Here is a 17,153-nt window from a genome sequence, read left to right as displayed (position 1 = left end):
ACATCCGAGGTTCTACCAGCCACGGCCGGCCCGCCACCGGACCTCACCTAGATCCGAACCTCAAACAGCTCCTAGGGGCGTGCGGTGTGGGGCCGGGGATGGGACCAGGCGAGACGATCTCGTGGACTGCGGGGCGGACCTGAGGCAGCTTGATCGCGGAGTGAGGCTCACGGTGGAGCGGTTCGCCTGGTGCGGGATCAGCCACTGGAGACTGCGGAGCGGCTCGGTGGCGAAGCGGTTCGGCCTTCCGGGAGTCGCGTTCGGGAAGAATCAGCCGCCAGCCGGGTTCCAGCTCGCCGGGATCGGTCAGTCGCATGCCACCGGCCTGCGTCCGGCCCTTGTTCAGGTGGAAGATCTCCTGGTAGCGGTGGCCGTCGCCAAGGTGGCGTTCGGCGATGTCCCACAGGGTTTCCCCACGTGCGACGGTGTGCGTGCGGCCGGGTGCGCGTGACTGCTTCTTGGCGGCGGCGGAGTCGGCGGGCAGGCGCAGGGTCCAGCCGGGCCGTAGCCAGTCGCCTGTGGTGAACGTCTGGCCGTCGCCCATCACGCGACCCTGATTCAGTGCGGCGATCTCCGGGTAGCGCATCGCGTCGCCGAGTTGTTTGTCGGCGATCGTCCACAGCGTGTCCCGGGGCTGGACCACGTACGTCAGGTACGGCTTTCCCGTCTCGGCGTCGCGTGGCTCATCGACCGCCGCCGAGCGTGTGGGCAGTTCCGCAGGGCTGACGGCCACCGCTGCGACCGGGACCATGCCGCGAGGCGCGGCGACGGGTGCCGTGGCGGCCACGGTGAGCGCGGTGATCAGATAGGCGGCGAGCCGCTGGAACGGCAGCCGGACCCGGCTGGGCCGGTCACGGATCGTGCCCACCAGTTCCACCAGCACCGACCAGGCGAACAGCGCCCAGCAGGTCCACACCACCACGATCAGGAGCGTTCTGACCAGTGGTTCCCCGGGGGTGGCGAGGTCATCGAGGGTGGGCAGCTCCACAGGCCAGAAGAAGGCCAGCAGGACAGCGGGCATGCCGGTCAGCAACGCCACCAGCACCGCCGCTGCCACGAGCTTGCTGAGGATGGGGTGACGCAGCCGGTACATCAGGGCCGTCCTTGGTCGATGCCTTGCTCGATGCGCTCGATGCCGTGGAACATGCGCGCCGTGGCGCTCGCGGTGGTCGTCACGCTGGCGATGCCGATCAGCGAGAGCAGCCTGGTGGGCCGGGACACGGTCACGGTGACCTGGACGGCCTGGCCGCCGCTCAGAGTGACACGGCCGGAGTGGCCGCCGGAGGACAGATAGGCGCGCGCGGCGGAGAGCGCCGTAGCGCCGTCGACTTCGACTCGCCCATCGGCGTAGGCCCGGCGAACGTCGATCTGTCCCGCTCCGGCGCGGGCGGCCTCCTCGGCCGTCGCATGGGCCTCGCGGTGAGCCTGGATCTTGGCGCCGCCGTCCACGACGAGACCGGCACAGACCAGCAGCGCCAAGGCGATCACCACGGCGAAAGCCGTGATGGAACCGCGTTCCCTCACCCTCGGCTCCTCCGCCCTCAACTCCTGCACCTTCACTCCTTCCGCGCCCGGAAGGGGTCGATCGGGCTGGTGAAACTGCTGGTCAGCCGCTTGCTCCCGGGGACTCCCGGCAGCGTGATGTCGCTAAGGTCCACCTGGCAGGAGACGTGAGCGACCACGTCAGCGCGAGTCCCCACCGGAGCGGAGAATCCAGCGGTGTCCACCGTCACCGATGGCGAGCACGACAGCCCTTCACGCGCCAGCGCCGCGTGCGCGCTGGCCAGGGCGGCTGACCTTGCGCCGGCCGAGTCACGGGCGATGGACGCCTGCCGGGCGGCGTCCCGCGCCGCCGCGTCGATCGCGCCGTTTGCAAGGGTGATCCGCCCAAGGCCGATGATCATCAGTAGCAGGGCGGCCAGCGCGGGGGCGATGATCGCCGCTTCCAGCGCCATCGACCCGCGCTCCGGCTCAGTGGTCATTCGGATGTCCACCTCTCCACCGGGGCCCGGGCGACCTGGTGCACGCCGAGGGAAAGCACCGGGACCAGGCTGATCGCCTCGCCGCTGATGGCCACTTCGACGGTGTTCGCCCGGCGTTGGACGCGGACCTGGGCGGAGGTGAGGAACGAGCCCGCGGTCTGCTGGATGAACCGCTCGGCCGCGACCTGCCCGGCTGACAGGGCGGCCCCATGGACGCGCGCCGACCGCAGTCCTTCCTGAGCGGCGGAAAGGGCGATGTTCCTGGCGTGGAACCACAGCGCGGCGTTGACCGCGAGCAGGACCAGCAGGAGGACCACCGGATAGACCAGCGCGGTCTCCAGGGTCGCCGATCCTTGCTCACCACGACTCATTTGATCTTGGCGAGATGCTCGTTGACGACCGTGGTGATCTTCGATCCCACGGCCACGGCCAGCAGGAAGACGACGGCGGCGATGACCACCCATTCCACCGTCGAACCACCGTGCTCCGAACGCCGGCCGACGGCGGCTCGAAGGTCGTCCACCCGCGCGGCCACCGCGAGGACGCATCTGTAGATCATCATTGGATTCCTCCGGAAGGTCAGCCGCCGGTCATCCGCGCGAAGGCGGGGTAGCCGAGCAGCAGCAGGAAGCCGATGACCGACAGTGCCATCGGAACGGTCATGGTCTCGGTACGTGATCGGGCCGTGGACACGGCGGCCGACAGGTCGGCCTCGCGCAAGGACTGGGCCTTGGCCATGAGGGTGTCGAGGATGCCCGCGCCCCGGGTTCCGGCGAGCTGGGCGATCGCGGCCAGGTCGGCGAGTTCGGGGACTCGGATCTCCTCAGACAGGCGGGTGAGCTCGTCCCACGCGCCGCCCGTGGTCCGGCGCGCCGGGTCCAGGGCGAGGGCCAGTCGCTGGAACGTCCATCCCTGGCCGACCTTCGCCGCGGACTCCAGCGAGTCGGCGGGTCCGGCTCCGGCCGCGCGGGCGAGTGCGACCAGGTCCAGGTAGGCGATGATGGCCTGCCGGAACGCCGTGCGCGCTTCGGCGGCCTGGCTGCGGATCGCGATGTCCGGGGCGAAGAACACCGCGACGGCGAAGGCGGCGCATGCCGTCCAGGAGACGACCCAGGGCAGGGTGACGCCGAGCAGGGCGCACCAAGCCCAGAACACCACCGGGGCGGCCACGCCGAGCCCGATCACCAGGCCCTTCTGAGTGAGGTAGGCGTCGGCCGTCTTACCGAGCAGGGCCAGGTCCGCACGCGGGGCTCGCGCCCCGAGCACGGTGCCGGACAGTTTCCGGGCCAGGCGGGATCGCCAGTCCCGGTCTGGTTCGGTACGGCCCCCGCCGGGTCGGAGTCGTTCCATCGCGGGACCGAGCGCGGGTGGGGCGGGGAAGAGCGCGATGACGGCCAAGGACCCGCCGAGGCCGACGAGCGCACCGGAGGCCAGCACGAGCCCGCTCATGTGCGTTCTCCTGCCGAGTTGAGGAATCGAAGCCCTTTCGGAGGTCTGGCCAGGCGGTACAGCCAGGTGAAGGCCCCGGCGTACAGGGCGATCACGGCGGCGAGCACCATCTGCCCGCCCGCCGTCCCCAGCGGAGCGACATAGGTCGTGTTGAGCAGGGCGAAGCCGGTGTAGCCGAGCAGCGCGCCGACGACCCACCGGGCGGTGGTGCGGTGCGTGGCGCGTTCGCCGTCGATCTCCCGCCGCGCCGCGACGTCCTTGGCCACCGTGCGGGCCAGGCCCTGCAGCACCTCGCGCAGCCCCTTGCCGCGGGCCCGGCAGGCCAGGATGAGAGCGGCGGCGATCATGTCCCCGGTCGGATCGTCCAGGTCATCGGCGAACGCCCGCAATGCCTGCTCGGTCGGCGTACGGAAGGCCAATCGACGGGCCAGCGCCCGCACTTCGGCGGCGATCGGCGCGGGCGGGTTGTCGGCGCCGGAGCGCAGCGCCTCTTCGATGCCGGCGCTGCCGCCGAGGACGTCGGCGAGGTGACGGGTCCAGCCTTCGAGCGCCTCCAGGCGTTCGATCCGCCGCATGGTGTCGCGGTTACTCAGCATGCGCGGCAACGCCACCGCACCCGCCGCGGCTCCGGCGGCGGCGACCGGCCAGCTCGTCGCCCACCACGTCACCACGAACACGGTCAATGCGGTCATCGTGGGAGCCAGGGTCATCCGGGGCGGTCGCCATCGAGGCGGACGCGGCAGCCGTACCGGAACCCGGCGGGCCGCGGCCACGGCCAGCAGCGGACCGGCGACCAGCGCCGCTCCGGCCAGCGCGGCCAGCAGGCCGTTCACGCATATCCCCAGTGGGTGAACAGCCCCGGGTCGAACCCGGCATCGGCCAGTTCCGGCATGCACTGCGGCATCGTGTTCGGTACGGCCCGGCCGTCCGGACCTGGCACGTAGACGCGGTTGACCGCCGGTTCCCGGCCGTCGCCCGGCGGCAGCACCTCGTGGACCTCGGCGACGAAGCGGCGGTTGACCGGCCCGTCGATGTCGTGGCGGAGCTCGTGCCGCAGGTGGATCACAAAGTCCACGGCCATCCCGATCGTGCGGAAGAGGGTGTCCGGGGCGATGGCGAGGCCACCGGATCCGGCGAGGATCAGCATCCGGGCGAAGACCTGGTCGGCCGAGTCGGCGTGCATGGTGCAGATGGAGCCGGACCCGCCCGTGTTCATCGCCTCCAGCATCGGCACCAGCTCGTCGCCGCGTACCTCGCCGACGATGATGCGGCGGACGTTGAATCGGAGGGCGTCCTCGATGAGGTGGTGCATCGTGATCGCGCCCAGCCCCTCGGTGTTGCTCTCGCGGGCCTCCAGCGCGAGCACGTCCCGGTGCCGGTCGGGCTGGCGGTGCAGGAAGAGTTCGTACTCCTTCTCCACGGTGGCGATCCGCTCGTCCGGGTCGATCTCGGCGGCCAGTGCCCGGGCGAAGGTGGTCTTGCCGTCGCCCATCCCACCGGTGATCACGATGTCCTTGTGGGCGCGTACGGCGGCGGCGAGGAACGCGCGCAGTCCCTTGTCCAGGGTGCCGGCGGCCATCAGGTCGTCCAGGTCGGAGTGGAGCATGCCGTGTCGGCGGATCGACAGGGACGGACGCGGGGTGACGCCCATCAGCGCCGCGATCCGCGTCCGATGCCCGACCGACAGGTGCAGACGCGGCCGGGCGATCGAGAAGTCCCGCGCGGTCTGGCCCTGGTAGGCGGCCCAGCGGCGAACGTTGCCGACCAGTTCCTCGTCACTGTCGGCGATCGGCGGACCGAGCTCCTTGCGCCCGTCGCGGTAGGTGATCCACACCTGGTCACAGCCGTTGACGTCGATGTTCTCCACCTCGGCGTCATCGACGAACGGCTGCAGGCGCCCCAGCGCGAAGATCTCGTTGTAGACGGCCTCGGTGAGTACGCGTTCCTCAAGCAGGGTGGGCGTGTGCTTGCCTGCCAGCGCCCGCCCGTCGGCGTACTCGCGGACCAGGTCGGTGATGGCGGCCTTGGCGTACTCCCGGATCGCCTCATCGCCGACGCCCTCGGCCTCGTCGAGCGCCTCGGTGACGCGCGGCAGTACCTCGCGCACCGCCTGCTGCGCATCGAAGCTCACGAGGCCGCCACCCCCTCCCGTACGGCCCGCTGGCATAGGCCGTTCGCCAGGGTGCGCGCGGCTCGCAGCAGCGGGGAACGCGGCAGGTAGCGCTCGTTGCCGACCCCGTGGGTAAGGATCGCCGTCGCCCGAGGGTCACGCGGGAACTGGTCGGCCACCTCCACACCGAGCGCCCGCGTTACTTCCCGGCTGCTGTACGGCCCGGGCCCGATGAGGAGAACCCGTGCGGGCGCAGCGGAACCGCGCAGCGTCGAGATCTCGGTGAGCCGGGCGGCGAGCGCGGACAGGTGCCGCAGGGTCGGCTGGGCGACCAGCAGCACTTCATCCGCGTCGGCCAGGAGCGGGTTCGGTGTGTCCGAGCCGCCGACCCGTCCGATGTCGGCGATCACGTCGCCGGACGCGGTCGCGAAGGTCTCGGCGATGCGCGACCACAGCGGCTGGACCGAAGCTGCCTGGGCGGGCTCGGCGAGACCCGGCAGGATCCGGCGTGCCACAGGCCCGGCCAGCTCCACCACCTGCTCGGCGAGCGTGGCCGCGGAGTCACCGCCACGCCGCAACCGCACCGCCCACTCTCCCAGGCCGCGATCCTGTGGCTGCCCCACCAGATATCCGGACAGCAGGCTGCCGCCGGCCGGATCGCATTCGGCGAGCAGCACGTCACGCGGCCAGGCGAGCGTGAGAGCCAGCCCGGCCGTGGTCGCGCCGGGGCTGTGCCCGCCAGAGCACACCACGATCAGCACGTTGCTTCACCCGGCCCGTGACTGCAGCACGATCGCGATCTTGCCTTCGGCGGCTTGGCGGGCCAGTGCCGTACCGTCGGTGGCCGGGACGACCAGATCGACCACGACAAGTCCGTCGGCGTCCGGCTGACCGACGCGATCGACCCGGGCCGGATGATCGGCGGGCGCACTTCCGGCCGGGACGGCAGTGGCCATGACCTGGTCGCCGGACTGTATCCCTCTGGCGGGCAGTTGGCTGGGCTTGAGCGCGACCGGCACGATGACCTGGCCGGGTGCCGGAACGAGTGCGTCGGTCACGTGGGCGGGGGAGAGCAGGCTGCCCGCCTTCAGATCCACGGCGGCGCGCCTGCCGATGACTGTGCTCTTGCCGGACGCGTCCAGCGCCTGAACCGCCGCGTCCAGGCCGAGCGCCACCGGTCGAAGGTCTTGCGCTTGCAGCTCCTGTCCGATCGGAACGTCACGGGCCATCACGAGCACCGGCGTCCGATGGCCGGCGACGCCGTACAACTGCCACGCGATCAACGCGCCCAGCGCGGTCAGCCCGACGCTCGCCGCGAGCAGCATCGGGTTGCGCCTGTTCGGCAGCGGGCGGACGGCCCCGGCCAGGCCCGGTTCCTTCGCCGGCGCGAGCCGCTGGAGCATGGGCTATCCCTTCGTGACGAGTGCTTGGGCTTCTACGACTCGAACCGGGAACGTGCTCGACCGGGTGATCGGCGGCAGCGTTCCACTCGTCCCGCGCGATCCGTGCCAGGTGCCGCTCCAGGTCACCGACACGGTGACCTGGTAGGTGTCCGCAGGACGCTGATACCGGTGTGAGCAACTGGATCGCTGCCGGTCAGTGGGGAGGGCGTCGGTGTAGGTGATTCCAGGGCCGTCGCAGGTGAGCGTTCGTCCGTCGCCGGTGGTGATGGTCATCCGTTGCGGTGTGGCGGTGGCCTCGGCCCAGACGCCGCCCGCGTGCACGCGCTTGGACTTGGCCGCCCACTGACCGCCGGTCAGCCAGAACCAGTGCGGCAGACCGACCACCCCGTCTCGCCCGCGTGGCGGAGCCGTCAACACCGATGGGGGTGTGATCGGGATCAGCTTGTATGCACGGCGTGCGAGCTTCTCGGGGGATGCGGGAGGCTCGGCATTCGGCCTGATCCAGATGAGGTCTCCGGTGCCGTTCCAGGCGATGTCCTGGGAGCCGTCGGAGCACTCGATCTGGTAGTACTTGCTCCCGGTCGGCTCCGTGCTCTGTGGCTCGCTTGTGAGCCAGTCCTTATAGACACAGGCGCGCTGCGGGCGGGTCGCCTTCGCGGCTGGGGTCGACGACCTCGGAAGCTGATTCTTACGAGCCCAGACGAGGTAGTTGAAGGACTGGGCCGATACGCCAACGCCGTCGCCGTCGTCGTTCCCCGCTGGAAGGAACGCGAGCCCGGCGACGAGGAGCCGGGTCATGCCTCCGGTGAACACGGCTTCTCCAACTGGTCGACCTTGGCGACGCGCCACACGCCGTCGGCCTCCTTGATGAGAGCGGCGACCATGTGGGTGCCGGGCATGCCGTGGGTGAGCCGTTTGCCGGATCGGGCGTCGGCCTGGCCTGCTTTTCGGGCGTCTTGGCAGTCGTGCAGGGTGGCCCGGTCGCCCTGGACCTTCACGTCGAAGGTGTGCAGCGTGGGATTTCCCCAGGTCACTCGGCCGCTGGCGCGAAGGGCGGCGATGCCCTCCAGCATCGTGTCCAGGAGAGGCCGGGTCGCCACGTGCTTGAGGACCGCTCTGCGTTCTTCGGGCCTTGCATGCTCAGCACGTGGGCCGGCCAGATACAGCTCACGGTAGGCGGCCACGACGGCGTCCTTGTCCCCGGTGGGCGTCGGCGAGGGCAGTGCCGGTGTTCGGATCGCTTCGGGAGTCGTACCGCCGGACTGACAGGCAGCGACGGCGCTGGCCGTGACCGTGAGGATCGCGACCAAGGGGAGGACGCGTTTGGGGAATGGGGGAGTGACCCGCACTGTCCAGCACCTTTGCGTAGAGGGATCGGTTCGCTACCTAGAGTCAACGAAGTTGAGGGTAGTGGCACCTCTCGCGCGCTCAACGGTGTGGCGGTTCAATCATTACCAGCGATTTATCAACGCTGCCCCGCGCGCCAGATGGCCGGTACGGCCGAGCCCGAGTTCGAAACCGACGTCCGCTGAACGGCTTCGATCACGTGGAGGAGGTGCAGAGCCGTTTCGCCCGAGGCCCGGCGCGGGCCGTTGATGAGATCCAGAACGCCCATGCCGCGGCCGACCACCTCGAACCCGGGCATCTTCGGCGTGAGGGCGGACCAGTCGTTCTCACCTTGGCGGCGGATCCGGACGGTGCCTTCATGGAAGTTCGGGTCGGGAAGGACCAGCGTGCCGTCCGTCCCGTAGATTTCCAGGTGCGGGCGGGTGGTCGCCTGGGTGTCGAAACTCGTGGTCAGGGTGATGGAGACACCGGCGGCGGTTTCCAGCAAGGCTTCGACGTGCGTTGCGGTCGTCGTCGTGAACTCCGCGCCGGAAGGGCGGGTGCGCCGGGGGCGGCTTCCACAGATGGCGCCGTGGACGGTGGCGATAGGGCCGAGCAGGTGAATCAGGGCGGTCAGATAGTACGGCCCCATGTCGAGAAGCGGGCCCAGGTCATAGATGGGCTCTGGCCGTGGGTGCCAGCGTTCCGGACCCGGTGAAAGGAGTGCTGCCGTGGCGGCGATGGGCTCGCCGATGAGTCCGGCGGTGATCGCTTCGGCTGCGGCCTGGATCGGCGGAGCGAGGAAGGTGTCCGGTGCCGCTCCGATGAGCACACCGCGCCGGTCGGCCAGGGCGAGCAGCGATTCGGCTTCGGAGGCGGTGCGTGCCAGCGGCTTTTCCAGATACACGCTCATGCCGGCTTCGATCGCCGAGCGCGCGACGTCGGCGTGGTGTTCCGGAGGAGTAAGCACGATCACCACGTCGGCGTCGAGCTGGCCGGGAGAGACCACGCGCGGGATGGAGTACCGCCGAGCGAATGCCCGGGCGCGAGCGACGTCGATGTCAGCGCAGGTCACGAGATTGATGGCGCGGCTGGAGCGCAATGTCTGGGCGTACTCCTCGGCGACCATCCCGCATCCGGCGATGGCGCAGCGAACTCGCCGCCTCATGCCTGCACACCTTTGATCGCTCGACGCAGGCAATCCAGGAACGCTCGGCGTGCGTGGCGATCGGTGTATGGAATCTGGATGTCAAGGTAGCGGTCCCAGCCGCCTGCCTGCGTATCAACAGGCCAGGCCGCGCAGGTGTGCAGGTCACCCACGGTAGGTCGCCAGCAGTGGAGATCCGCGAGCCGTGACGAGAACGCTTCGGCGGCTGCCGGTGTATCCAGCCACACGCCAACGTGGGTGCCGTTACCGGCATCGAGGTCGCCGGGAAGAACCGTGCCGATCGTGCTGAGCAGTTCGGCGGCTGGTCGTTGCAGCGAGCGCAACTCCTGCACCAGATCATCGAGTTGGTCGAGCTGGGGGAGCGCGAGGGCGGCCGAGATCTCTGGCATCCGGGCGTTGCCACGCCAGAGTGGAGTGGGCGTCCGCACCCGTGTGTCCCCGGCGAGCGCGCGGATACGTGACGCCAGTTCGGGGTCGTCGCAGAGTGCGAGGCCGCCTTCTCCCGTCGCGACGACCTTGTAGGTCTGGGTGGAGAAGAAGGCGGCGGTGCCGTACGAACCGGCTCCAGGCGCGCCCCACGCCTGGGCACAGTCTTCGATCAGTGGGATGCCGCGCCGGCGCAGCTCGGCTGCGATACGCGCGATGTCCGGGGCCGTCCAGCCGCGTAGGTGAGCGATGACAACGGCCCTTGTGTCGGCTGTCAGCAGGTGGGCGACGTCCTCGAAGGATGGGGTGAGATGCTCCCGTGTCGATGCGACCCTCACCGAGGCGCCGGTGGCGGTGACCGCTGCGCCGAGCGATATCCAGCCGAGCGCGGGGATCACCACCTCGCAGCCAGGGCCAACATTGAGCGCCCTCAGCGTCACTTCGAGTGCAGCCGTGGCGCTGGCCATTGCCGTTGCATGAGCGCGACCGATGCGGGCGGCGACCGCGGCTTCGAACTGGGGGACACGCATGCCGCCGATGGACCCGAGTCGGCCTGTGGCGATCACCTGGCGGGCAAGGCTGACCTGGGCGTCGGCTGTGAGAAGGCTGTACTGATAGAGCGCCATGGTGGCCCTCCGGTGGGGTCACAGGAAGTCGGAGGCGGGCAGGCGGCCGAGTACGGGGACGGGCGTGAACGCCTCGCCGTAGGCGGTGCCGATGCGGCCGCCGTGCAGGCGGGCCAGGGTCTCCGCCATCGGGCCGAAGTGCTCGTCGATGGGCTGGGAGCGGTGGGCGGTGAGGGCGCGCATCTTGGTGGTGAACGTGGTGGTGATGTCGATGATCGTGTGCGGCGCGTTCGGGCCGTCCAGGGACAGGCCGTTGTAGGAGTCGCAGGTGTAGACCCGCTGCGGGTGGCCGGTGGTGATCACCGGCATGGGGAGCGCGTCCAGGACGGCGCGGCAGGCCCGCCGGTGGTCGGGGTGAACGTCGCGGGGGCCGTGGGTGATGACGACGTCCGGTGACAGCTCGGCGAGGAGTCCGGCGATGGTCGACGTGGTCAGCTCAGGCAGGAGGCGGAGCGAGGCGCCCAGGACGGAGGCGCCGGCCGCGGCCTCGGCGTCGCGGACGGGGTCGTGGGAGGGGACGGCGATGGTGACCTTGGCTCCGGCTTCGGCGTGCCGGGCGAGGGTGCCTCCGGCCCATAGTTCGGCGTCGTCGGGGTGTCCCATGACGGTCAGCATCGACGGTGGTTTCACCACAGGCCGAGCTTGTCGAGGATCTCGGCGGGGGTGGGAAGGGCAGGTGCGGCACCGCCGCTGGGCCGGTACGGCACGGCTACGTCGGTGCGGGTGCGGATCAGTTCCCGCCAGGCCAGGACCTGGTCGAAGGTGTGGAGGATTCGTTGTCCTTTGGCTCCGGTCAGGCGGCCGGAGCGGGGGAGGTCTTCCAGGGTGAGTCCGTCGGACAGGAGGCGGGCGGCGGTGACCTGTCCGATGCCCTGGACGCCGGGGATGTTGTCGGATGGGTCGCCGCACAGCGCTCGGAAGCACGGCCACTGGCCTGGGGTGACGCCGTAGCGCTCGATTACCTGCGCGGGGCCGATGTGACGTTTGCCTGGGTGCATGGCGGTGTTGAGGACTTGCACGTCGTCGGTGAGGAGTTGGTAGAAGTCGCGGTCGCCGGACATGATCAGCCGTTCGCGGCCGGGGGTGAGGTGGGTGAGGGTGGCGATGGTGTCGTCGGCTTCGCAGTCGTCGATCTCCATCCACGGGATGCCGTAGGCGTCCAGCCCACGTTTGACGTCCGGCAACGCCAGGATGGGCTTTAGCGTGGTCTCGTCGGCGACGCGGTTGGCCTTGTAGGTGGCGTCGGCCTCCCGGCGGGCGGCTGAGCCGTGCTCGCCGTCGAACACCACGATCACTTCGGGAGGGTCGGGCAGTTCATCGCGGATCGCGACCCGGAGCAGGGCGAAGAAGCCGAAGACTCCGGTGAGGTCGCGGGTCTTGTCGCGGGAGTGGATCGGGGCGGGGAACCCGAAGGTCGCCCGGAAGAGCAGGTTGTGGCCATCGACAAGGAGCAGCGGGACTTCCATCACCAGACCGCCTTCAGGAACGTGTCAGCGATTGTGGTGGGCCGGAAGTCCCGTGACCGGTAGTACGCAGCCCGTGACGTACGCAGGTAGGTTACCGGGTCCTCGGTGATGGCCGCGGCGGCTCGCCACAGACCGTCCGGGCCTTCACCGCGCTTGACGATGACGCCGCCGGTGCCGATCAGCTCGGGGAGGTTGCCCACGTCGTAGGCGACGACGGGGGTGCCGACACTCATCGCCTCCAGCGCGACGAGCCCGAAGGTCTCGGCGTGTGAGGGCACGATGACCACGGCCGCGTTGGACAGCCAGCCGGGCACATGCCGCCAGGCGAGGCCGCAGGTTCGTACCGTCACCCCCGGAGTTCGGAGGGCGAGGCAGCGGCGTACGATCTCGGCCTGCCCACCGTTCTGGTCCTCGAAGGGCGCCCTCGCCAGGATGACCTGCACGGGTCGCTCTGTTGGCGGCGCGGAGGAGAGCAGGGCCTCCACGCCCTTCTCCGGCGCCGGGCGGCTCAGCACCCGGATGGGTCCTCGGCGGCGGAGCCGCTCGCGGCGGGCATCGTCGAGCCAGGCGCTCTCGTCGTGCAGCAGGGCGTTCGGCACGATGTGCCATTGCTCGGTGGCATGGCCGCGTTCGGCGGCCTGGTGGAGCACGGTGGCCGAGGGGGCGATGACGGCTTCCGCCGAGGCGAGCGCCGGCCGGAGATCCTGATCGGGGCCGATGACGTGGACGGCGAGGACCTTGCGGGCGGGATGTACGGCCATCGCGCGTCCGGCACCCCACAGCGCGTCGGTGTAGACGACGATGTCCGCCTTCCGCTGCACAAGGATATTCGCGATCTGCTCGCGTAGCCCGGAGTCCAAGGCATGCCGCAGGGTGGCGTCGTCGGCAGGGAAGGACACATTCAGATCGAGGTCTCCGATGCCGCTGATGATGGGCGTTTCGTGACCGCGCTGCCGCAGGCCCGCGGCGAGGGCAGCGGTGGCGCGCTCGATTCCGGCGGGCGTGTCCGGCTTGTAGGAGACGAGGACGAAGGCGATCACCACAGGGACATCCCTGGGTGAGCGGGCAACGGGCTGGCCTGTCGTCCAGGCGGAACTCGTTCCCAGGGGAAGACCACCCAGTCGGCGACCTCCCACATGTAGAGGTCGGGCAAACCGGGTGGTGCCCCCGCGTTGCGACATAGCGTCGCCGTACAGATCATGGCGTCGGGAACGGTCAGCGGCTGAAGCGCGGACACGACGGCGATGAGCGTCGAACCGCTGCCGCAGATGTCGTCCACCACGAGCACCGGCCCGCGCAAGGGGTTCGGTACCGCCCCCAGGTCGTAGGTCACCTTTCCGGTGGCGGGCAGGCCGATCTCGTCGGAGGCATTGTGGCGGGCCTTGACGATGTGCACGGACGCTCCCGTCTCCGCGCCGATCGCGTACGCCGGGGCACGCCCGCCCTCCGCGATGCCGACGACCGTTCGCACCTCTCCCAGGCGTTCTGCCGCTTCGGCGGCCAGCAGGCGGGTGGCGGCCCAGTACTGGTCTGCGGCCATGTGCCACAGGCGGCGGTGTTCGAAGATCCTCATCAGGCGGATCCGTCCGATCCGGTCAAGGCGAGGTCCGCCGGAGTGCGCAGCGCGCGCAGGGCGGAGATGCGCTCGGCCGGGTGGTCGTTGCGCCACACCCGCCCGTCGGCCCGGATGACGGTGAACCCGCCCGCCCCTTGGCGGGTGCGGAGCCGTACGGTCAGCCCCGGCGGTACGTCGAGCTGCTCGACGAGGGCGTGGGCCTCGTCGTCTCCGAGCATCTCCTGGTCTCCGTCAGGGAGGCGAGTGGCTTCGCCGATCGGGAGCATCTGCAGGAAGGTGACGCCGCCCGTGCCGAGACGGTGCGCGAGCGTCACCATGTCCTGGGCGAAGGCGCGGCTGGAGGCCATGAGCACGGTCTGGAGCCGCACGTGCAGTCCGGCGGCGACGGCCTCCCGCACGCCGTCAACGGCTCGGTTGAACGACCCTCTCCCGCGCCAGGCGTCGTGCAGCAGGCTGCTGGGACCGTCCAGGCTGACCTTGATGGCGTCCACGTGCCCGGTGAGCTGGACGGCCCGGCGTTTGAGGTGCCAGCCGTTGGTGGTCACGCTGACCACGCACCCGGCCGCCGTCAGTTCGTCGGCCAGCTCGGCGAGATCGTGGAGAAGAAGCGGCTCGCCACCGGAGATGTCCACCCCGAGGATGCCCGCATGCCCGATGACGTGGGCGATCCGGCGCCGGTCGGCGGCGCCCACCTCGGTGACGGACTTGTCGTCCAGGCAGTGCGGGCAGCGCAGGTTGCAGCGCACGATCGGCGACCAGCAGACGCTGACCGGCGCGGTTCCGCCGCAGGTGGAGGGATGGACGGCGGGCCAGCCGTCCACGTCGGCCGCGTCCAGTTCCAGACGGCCGGACGGCAGGCCGTGCGGGGCGCGATGGGTGAGGCCGGTCGCCGGATCGTGGACGAATGCGATCCCGTCCCGCGCGGCCACGCCGAATGTTCGGATCACCTGTTCACCTCACATCGGGAGAGAAGACGGAGCGTTTCTGCGGCGAACAGGGCAGAGCGCCGCGGTGGTGGAGCGGCAAGGAGAGAGCGGTAATGGCGGAGGGTGGCCGGCCAGGAGGCGAGCTTGGCCTGCCAGAGGGCGGCGGCGTCGGGCGGGTTGAGGTGGAAGCCGACGGCCTGCCGTACCGGGATGACCAGCAGTCCGGCGGCGATCAGCTTCGCGCCGAGATGGGTGTCCTCCATGCCCCACCCGAGCGCGCCGAACTCGGGGGCGAAACCGCCCACCTCGAAGAGGGCATGCCGGGGCACGGCGAGTAGGGCGGTGACCACCATCCTGGGCAGGTCCCAGTCGTAGTACGTCCGCCCGAACCCGAGGTCGAGCAGGTCATGGGTGTGATCCAACGGGCGTCCGTCGACCGGTTCGTCCAGGACGATGCCGGAGTACAGCAACGGCCTGCCTACTGGTGGACGCCAGCGGACGCGGTGATCGGCGTGGACGTCAGGTGTGTCGGGCGGTTCCGCTCCATGGTCGATGCCGTGCCGGAAACCGATCAGCACGGCGCCCTCGTGGGCGCGGGCCGCGAGGTCCGCGATCACGTGGGGCGGGAGGACCATGTCTGCGTCCAGGAACACGATCGTGCTCCCCGAGGCCGCGACGGCCCCGACATTGCGTGCGGCGGCGGAACCGAGGTGCCCGGGAAGGCGGATCAGTTGGTCGACGGCAGTGTGCCTCCGGGCGATCTCGGCCGTGCCGTCCGTACTGGCGTCGTCCACCACGACGACCTCTGCGGCAGTGGTCTGGGCGGACAGCGCGTCGAGGACGGCGGGCAGGCAGTACTCGACGTTGTGGGCCGGGATCACCACAGAGACGTTCGGCCTGGTGGGAAGCGCTCCCGCCGTGTGCCAGGGGTGGCTGTTCTCCACCTCGAACCGCCCGGTGATCCCCCGGTGGTCGTTGTCCCGGCGTCTGAGCAGGGCCTGCAGCGACTCGGTCACGGCCACCCCCACGAGTCCAGGACGGTGGACACGGCCGCCCGGTCATACAGGTCGCCGATGAGGTGCAGCCGGACTCCCGTCAGGTGATCGAGCACGATGCCCTGATAGAGCGGTTCGGCGATCAGGAGAGCCTCGCGCGGCCTGCCGTACCGATCGAACTCCTGCGCCAGGACGAACCCGGCGCTGGAACGCAGCTCGCGAGCCCGCTCCAAGGTCAGCACCCGGTCGTAGGGCAGCAGCGGCCGGTCGGCGTCGATCAGGCCGTGTTCGGCCGACAGGATGCGCAGCCATCGGCGCAGCTCAGGCAGATGGCCGAGGCGCTGGCGAAGCTGCGGGACGCAGCCGCCCTCGTAGAGTTCGAGGGCGGGAACGGGGACGGCGGTGGCCCGCTTGCGGCGGGAGCATCCGGCGATGACCAGGTTCACAGCTCGCGCACCACCCGGAAGCCGATGCCGGGGGAGGCCAGCTCCACGGGAGCGGCGTTGAGGAACGTGCATCGCGCGTAGAGGGGGAGGGACGCGAACGAGCCGCCGCGAATGATCGCGCCTTTGCCCAGCGTGGTCGTGGACGTCCACTCCCACACGTTGCCCGCGACGTCGAGCAGGCCGAGCGGAGTCGCCCCCTTCGGATGGGCGCCGACAGGTTCGGGGTTGCCCACCAGCGAACCACGCAGGTTGGCCAGGTCCGGCTGCCAAGGCTGGTCTCCCCATGGGTAGGGCCTGCGTTCGGGGCCGGCGGCCATCCACTCCCACTCGGCCGACGTCGGGAGCCTGCCGCCGAGCCGTGCGGCGATGTCCGTGGCCTCGCCGTGGCTCACTCCTGTCAGCGGGCGGTCGTCATCGGTCGTGATGGCGGTCGCCGTCCAGCGGAGATGGCGAACCGATACCGGACGGCCTTCGTCGCCGTACTCGCACGTCCCGCCGGGAACGAAGATCCAGGTGAGTGCCATGCCATTACCTCCTTTCGTCAGCCGGCGATCAGGAACAGGTCTTCGACGCAGGCCGTGGACCTGATCCGGCTCTTGCTCGCATTGGCGGCCAAGCCGACCGTCTTGAGGGAGCGCTGGATGCGCCGCATCGCCTTCTCCGCCTCACGGCGGCTCGCGGCGAAGGCGCAGTAGTTGTCCACGAAGCGCACGACGCGGAGGTCGGACAGCAGCCGGTCCGCCGGTGACAGCCGCAGGTTGATCAGCAGGGGAGCGAGGCCGGTGCCGGGGATCAGCGGGGACGGCAGGCCGGACAGCGCGGTGCGGAACCGGTTCAGAAACGTGCCGTCGTAGACGTACTCGGCGAGCCAGCCGGTGACCTCGACGGCGTTCGAGCCGTCCGACACGCGGGCGACGTCCACGTCGGCCACCCAGCTCAGCCCGGCGTCGATGTAGGCCATGGCCTGGCGTAGGGCGGTCAGCCGATTGCGGCCCGGCCGATAGCCGGACACCCACGGCGCGAACACCCGCGCTTCCAGGATGGGTTCGACCGCGTTGCGCATCGCCCGGTGCACCAGGCGGTCCTCAACGATGGGAATGACGGACACCAGTTGCTTGCCCGTGTAGGTGGGGAACGGGTTGTCCCGCAGGGGATCCGGTCGCCAACTCCCTTCCCGCAGCGCGACCGCGAGCCGGGGGATCCGCACAGAAGCGGCCATGCGGTACGCGGCCCAGGTCATGCCGTCCGCACCTG

23 protein-coding genes are annotated in these 17,153 nt (G+C 70.2%); all 23 read right to left on the bottom strand.

Annotated elements, in window-relative coordinates:
• Positions 1-43: 43 nt before the first annotated feature.
• The 23 genes from P3X83_RS41255 to P3X83_RS41145 all read right to left on the bottom strand — a co-directional run bounded on the left by P3X83_RS41255 (position 44) and on the right by P3X83_RS41145 (position 17,139).
• Entirely contained in the window at positions 44-1,093 is a 1,050-nt protein-coding gene (locus P3X83_RS41255; RefSeq protein WP_277310887.1) for a LysM peptidoglycan-binding domain-containing protein, read from the bottom strand.
• Positions 1,093-1,554, bottom strand: coding sequence for a pilus assembly protein TadG-related protein (locus P3X83_RS41250; RefSeq protein WP_277310886.1), 462 nt, complete (start codon positions 1,552-1,554; stop codon positions 1,093-1,095). The genes P3X83_RS41255 and P3X83_RS41250 overlap by 1 nt, the downstream gene beginning before the upstream one ends.
• 2 nt (positions 1,555-1,556) lie before the next feature.
• Positions 1,557-1,982 (bottom strand): TadE/TadG family type IV pilus assembly protein, encoded by a 426-nt coding sequence (locus P3X83_RS41245; protein ID WP_277310885.1) that lies wholly within the window; start codon positions 1,980-1,982, stop codon positions 1,557-1,559.
• A complete protein-coding gene (locus P3X83_RS41240; protein ID WP_277310884.1) occupies positions 1,979-2,353 on the bottom strand; it encodes a TadE/TadG family type IV pilus assembly protein in 375 nt (124 codons plus the stop codon). The genes P3X83_RS41245 and P3X83_RS41240 overlap by 4 nt, the downstream gene beginning before the upstream one ends.
• Positions 2,350-2,544 (bottom strand): hypothetical protein, encoded by a 195-nt coding sequence (locus P3X83_RS41235; RefSeq protein ID WP_277310883.1) that lies wholly within the window; start codon positions 2,542-2,544, stop codon positions 2,350-2,352. Before P3X83_RS41235 ends, P3X83_RS41240 begins: the two co-directional genes overlap by 4 nt.
• Before the next feature lie 17 nt (positions 2,545-2,561).
• Positions 2,562-3,431 (bottom strand): type II secretion system F family protein, encoded by an 870-nt coding sequence (locus P3X83_RS41230; protein WP_277310882.1) that lies wholly within the window; start codon positions 3,429-3,431, stop codon positions 2,562-2,564.
• Positions 3,428-4,264, bottom strand: coding sequence for a type II secretion system F family protein (locus P3X83_RS41225; RefSeq protein WP_277310881.1), 837 nt, complete (start codon positions 4,262-4,264; stop codon positions 3,428-3,430). Before P3X83_RS41225 ends, P3X83_RS41230 begins: the two co-directional genes overlap by 4 nt.
• The gene (locus P3X83_RS41220; RefSeq protein WP_277310880.1) at positions 4,261-5,562 is read right to left on the bottom strand and encodes a CpaF/VirB11 family protein; all 1,302 of its coding nucleotides are present in this window, start codon (positions 5,560-5,562) and stop codon (positions 4,261-4,263) included. The genes P3X83_RS41225 and P3X83_RS41220 overlap by 4 nt, the downstream gene beginning before the upstream one ends.
• Positions 5,559-6,302 (bottom strand): hypothetical protein, encoded by a 744-nt coding sequence (locus tag P3X83_RS41215; RefSeq protein ID WP_277310879.1) that lies wholly within the window; start codon positions 6,300-6,302, stop codon positions 5,559-5,561. The genes P3X83_RS41220 and P3X83_RS41215 overlap by 4 nt, the downstream gene beginning before the upstream one ends.
• 6 nt (positions 6,303-6,308) lie before the next feature.
• Positions 6,309-6,944: an SAF domain-containing protein gene (locus P3X83_RS41210; RefSeq protein ID WP_277310878.1), complete on the bottom strand. Its 636-nt coding sequence runs from the start codon at positions 6,942-6,944 to the stop codon at positions 6,309-6,311.
• 3 nt (positions 6,945-6,947) lie between these two features.
• Complete coding sequence (locus P3X83_RS41205; RefSeq protein WP_277310877.1) at positions 6,948-7,757, bottom strand: hypothetical protein; 810 nt, start codon at positions 7,755-7,757, stop codon at positions 6,948-6,950.
• Complete coding sequence (locus P3X83_RS41200) at positions 7,739-8,128, bottom strand: hypothetical protein (protein ID WP_277310876.1); 390 nt, start codon at positions 8,126-8,128, stop codon at positions 7,739-7,741. The genes P3X83_RS41205 and P3X83_RS41200 overlap by 19 nt, the downstream gene beginning before the upstream one ends.
• A 281-nt stretch (positions 8,129-8,409) precedes the next feature.
• Positions 8,410-9,438, bottom strand: coding sequence for a Gfo/Idh/MocA family oxidoreductase (locus tag P3X83_RS41195; protein WP_277310875.1), 1,029 nt, complete (start codon positions 9,436-9,438; stop codon positions 8,410-8,412).
• The gene (locus P3X83_RS41190; RefSeq protein ID WP_277310874.1) at positions 9,435-10,490 is read right to left on the bottom strand and encodes an aminotransferase class I/II-fold pyridoxal phosphate-dependent enzyme; all 1,056 of its coding nucleotides are present in this window, start codon (positions 10,488-10,490) and stop codon (positions 9,435-9,437) included. The genes P3X83_RS41195 and P3X83_RS41190 overlap by 4 nt, the downstream gene beginning before the upstream one ends.
• An 18-nt stretch (positions 10,491-10,508) precedes the next feature.
• Positions 10,509-11,123 carry a PIG-L family deacetylase gene (locus P3X83_RS41185; protein WP_277310873.1) on the bottom strand — a complete coding sequence of 205 codons (615 nt, stop codon included), beginning with the start codon at positions 11,121-11,123 and terminating at the stop codon, positions 10,509-10,511.
• Complete coding sequence (locus P3X83_RS41180; protein WP_277310872.1) at positions 11,117-11,956, bottom strand: 5'-3' exonuclease H3TH domain-containing protein; 840 nt, start codon at positions 11,954-11,956, stop codon at positions 11,117-11,119. Before P3X83_RS41180 ends, P3X83_RS41185 begins: the two co-directional genes overlap by 7 nt.
• Positions 11,956-12,999 carry a glycosyltransferase family 4 protein gene (locus P3X83_RS41175; protein WP_277310871.1) on the bottom strand — a complete coding sequence of 348 codons (1,044 nt, stop codon included), beginning with the start codon at positions 12,997-12,999 and terminating at the stop codon, positions 11,956-11,958. The genes P3X83_RS41180 and P3X83_RS41175 overlap by 1 nt, the downstream gene beginning before the upstream one ends.
• Positions 12,993-13,529, bottom strand: a complete 537-nt coding sequence (locus tag P3X83_RS41170) for a phosphoribosyltransferase (protein WP_277310870.1) — start codon at positions 13,527-13,529, stop codon at positions 12,993-12,995. Before P3X83_RS41170 ends, P3X83_RS41175 begins: the two co-directional genes overlap by 7 nt.
• The gene (locus P3X83_RS41165) at positions 13,529-14,479 is read right to left on the bottom strand and encodes a radical SAM protein (protein ID WP_277310869.1); all 951 of its coding nucleotides are present in this window, start codon (positions 14,477-14,479) and stop codon (positions 13,529-13,531) included. Before P3X83_RS41165 ends, P3X83_RS41170 begins: the two co-directional genes overlap by 1 nt.
• Positions 14,476-15,474 carry a glycosyltransferase gene (locus P3X83_RS41160; RefSeq protein WP_277310868.1) on the bottom strand — a complete coding sequence of 333 codons (999 nt, stop codon included), beginning with the start codon at positions 15,472-15,474 and terminating at the stop codon, positions 14,476-14,478. The genes P3X83_RS41165 and P3X83_RS41160 overlap by 4 nt, the downstream gene beginning before the upstream one ends.
• Complete coding sequence (locus tag P3X83_RS41155; RefSeq protein WP_277310867.1) at positions 15,471-15,899, bottom strand: DUF6884 domain-containing protein; 429 nt, start codon at positions 15,897-15,899, stop codon at positions 15,471-15,473. The genes P3X83_RS41160 and P3X83_RS41155 overlap by 4 nt, the downstream gene beginning before the upstream one ends.
• Complete coding sequence (locus P3X83_RS41150) at positions 15,896-16,423, bottom strand: SUMF1/EgtB/PvdO family nonheme iron enzyme (protein WP_277310866.1); 528 nt, start codon at positions 16,421-16,423, stop codon at positions 15,896-15,898. The genes P3X83_RS41155 and P3X83_RS41150 overlap by 4 nt, the downstream gene beginning before the upstream one ends.
• Before the next feature lie 17 nt (positions 16,424-16,440).
• Complete coding sequence (locus P3X83_RS41145) at positions 16,441-17,139, bottom strand: reverse transcriptase domain-containing protein (protein WP_277310865.1); 699 nt, start codon at positions 17,137-17,139, stop codon at positions 16,441-16,443.
• Positions 17,140-17,153 lie beyond the last annotated feature (14 nt).

This window comes from Spongiactinospora sp. TRM90649 (genome assembly GCF_029382225.1).
Classification (GTDB): Bacteria; Actinomycetota; Actinomycetes; order Streptosporangiales; family Streptosporangiaceae; genus Spongiactinospora.
This window is presented reverse-complemented; position numbering and strand designations above follow the sequence as displayed.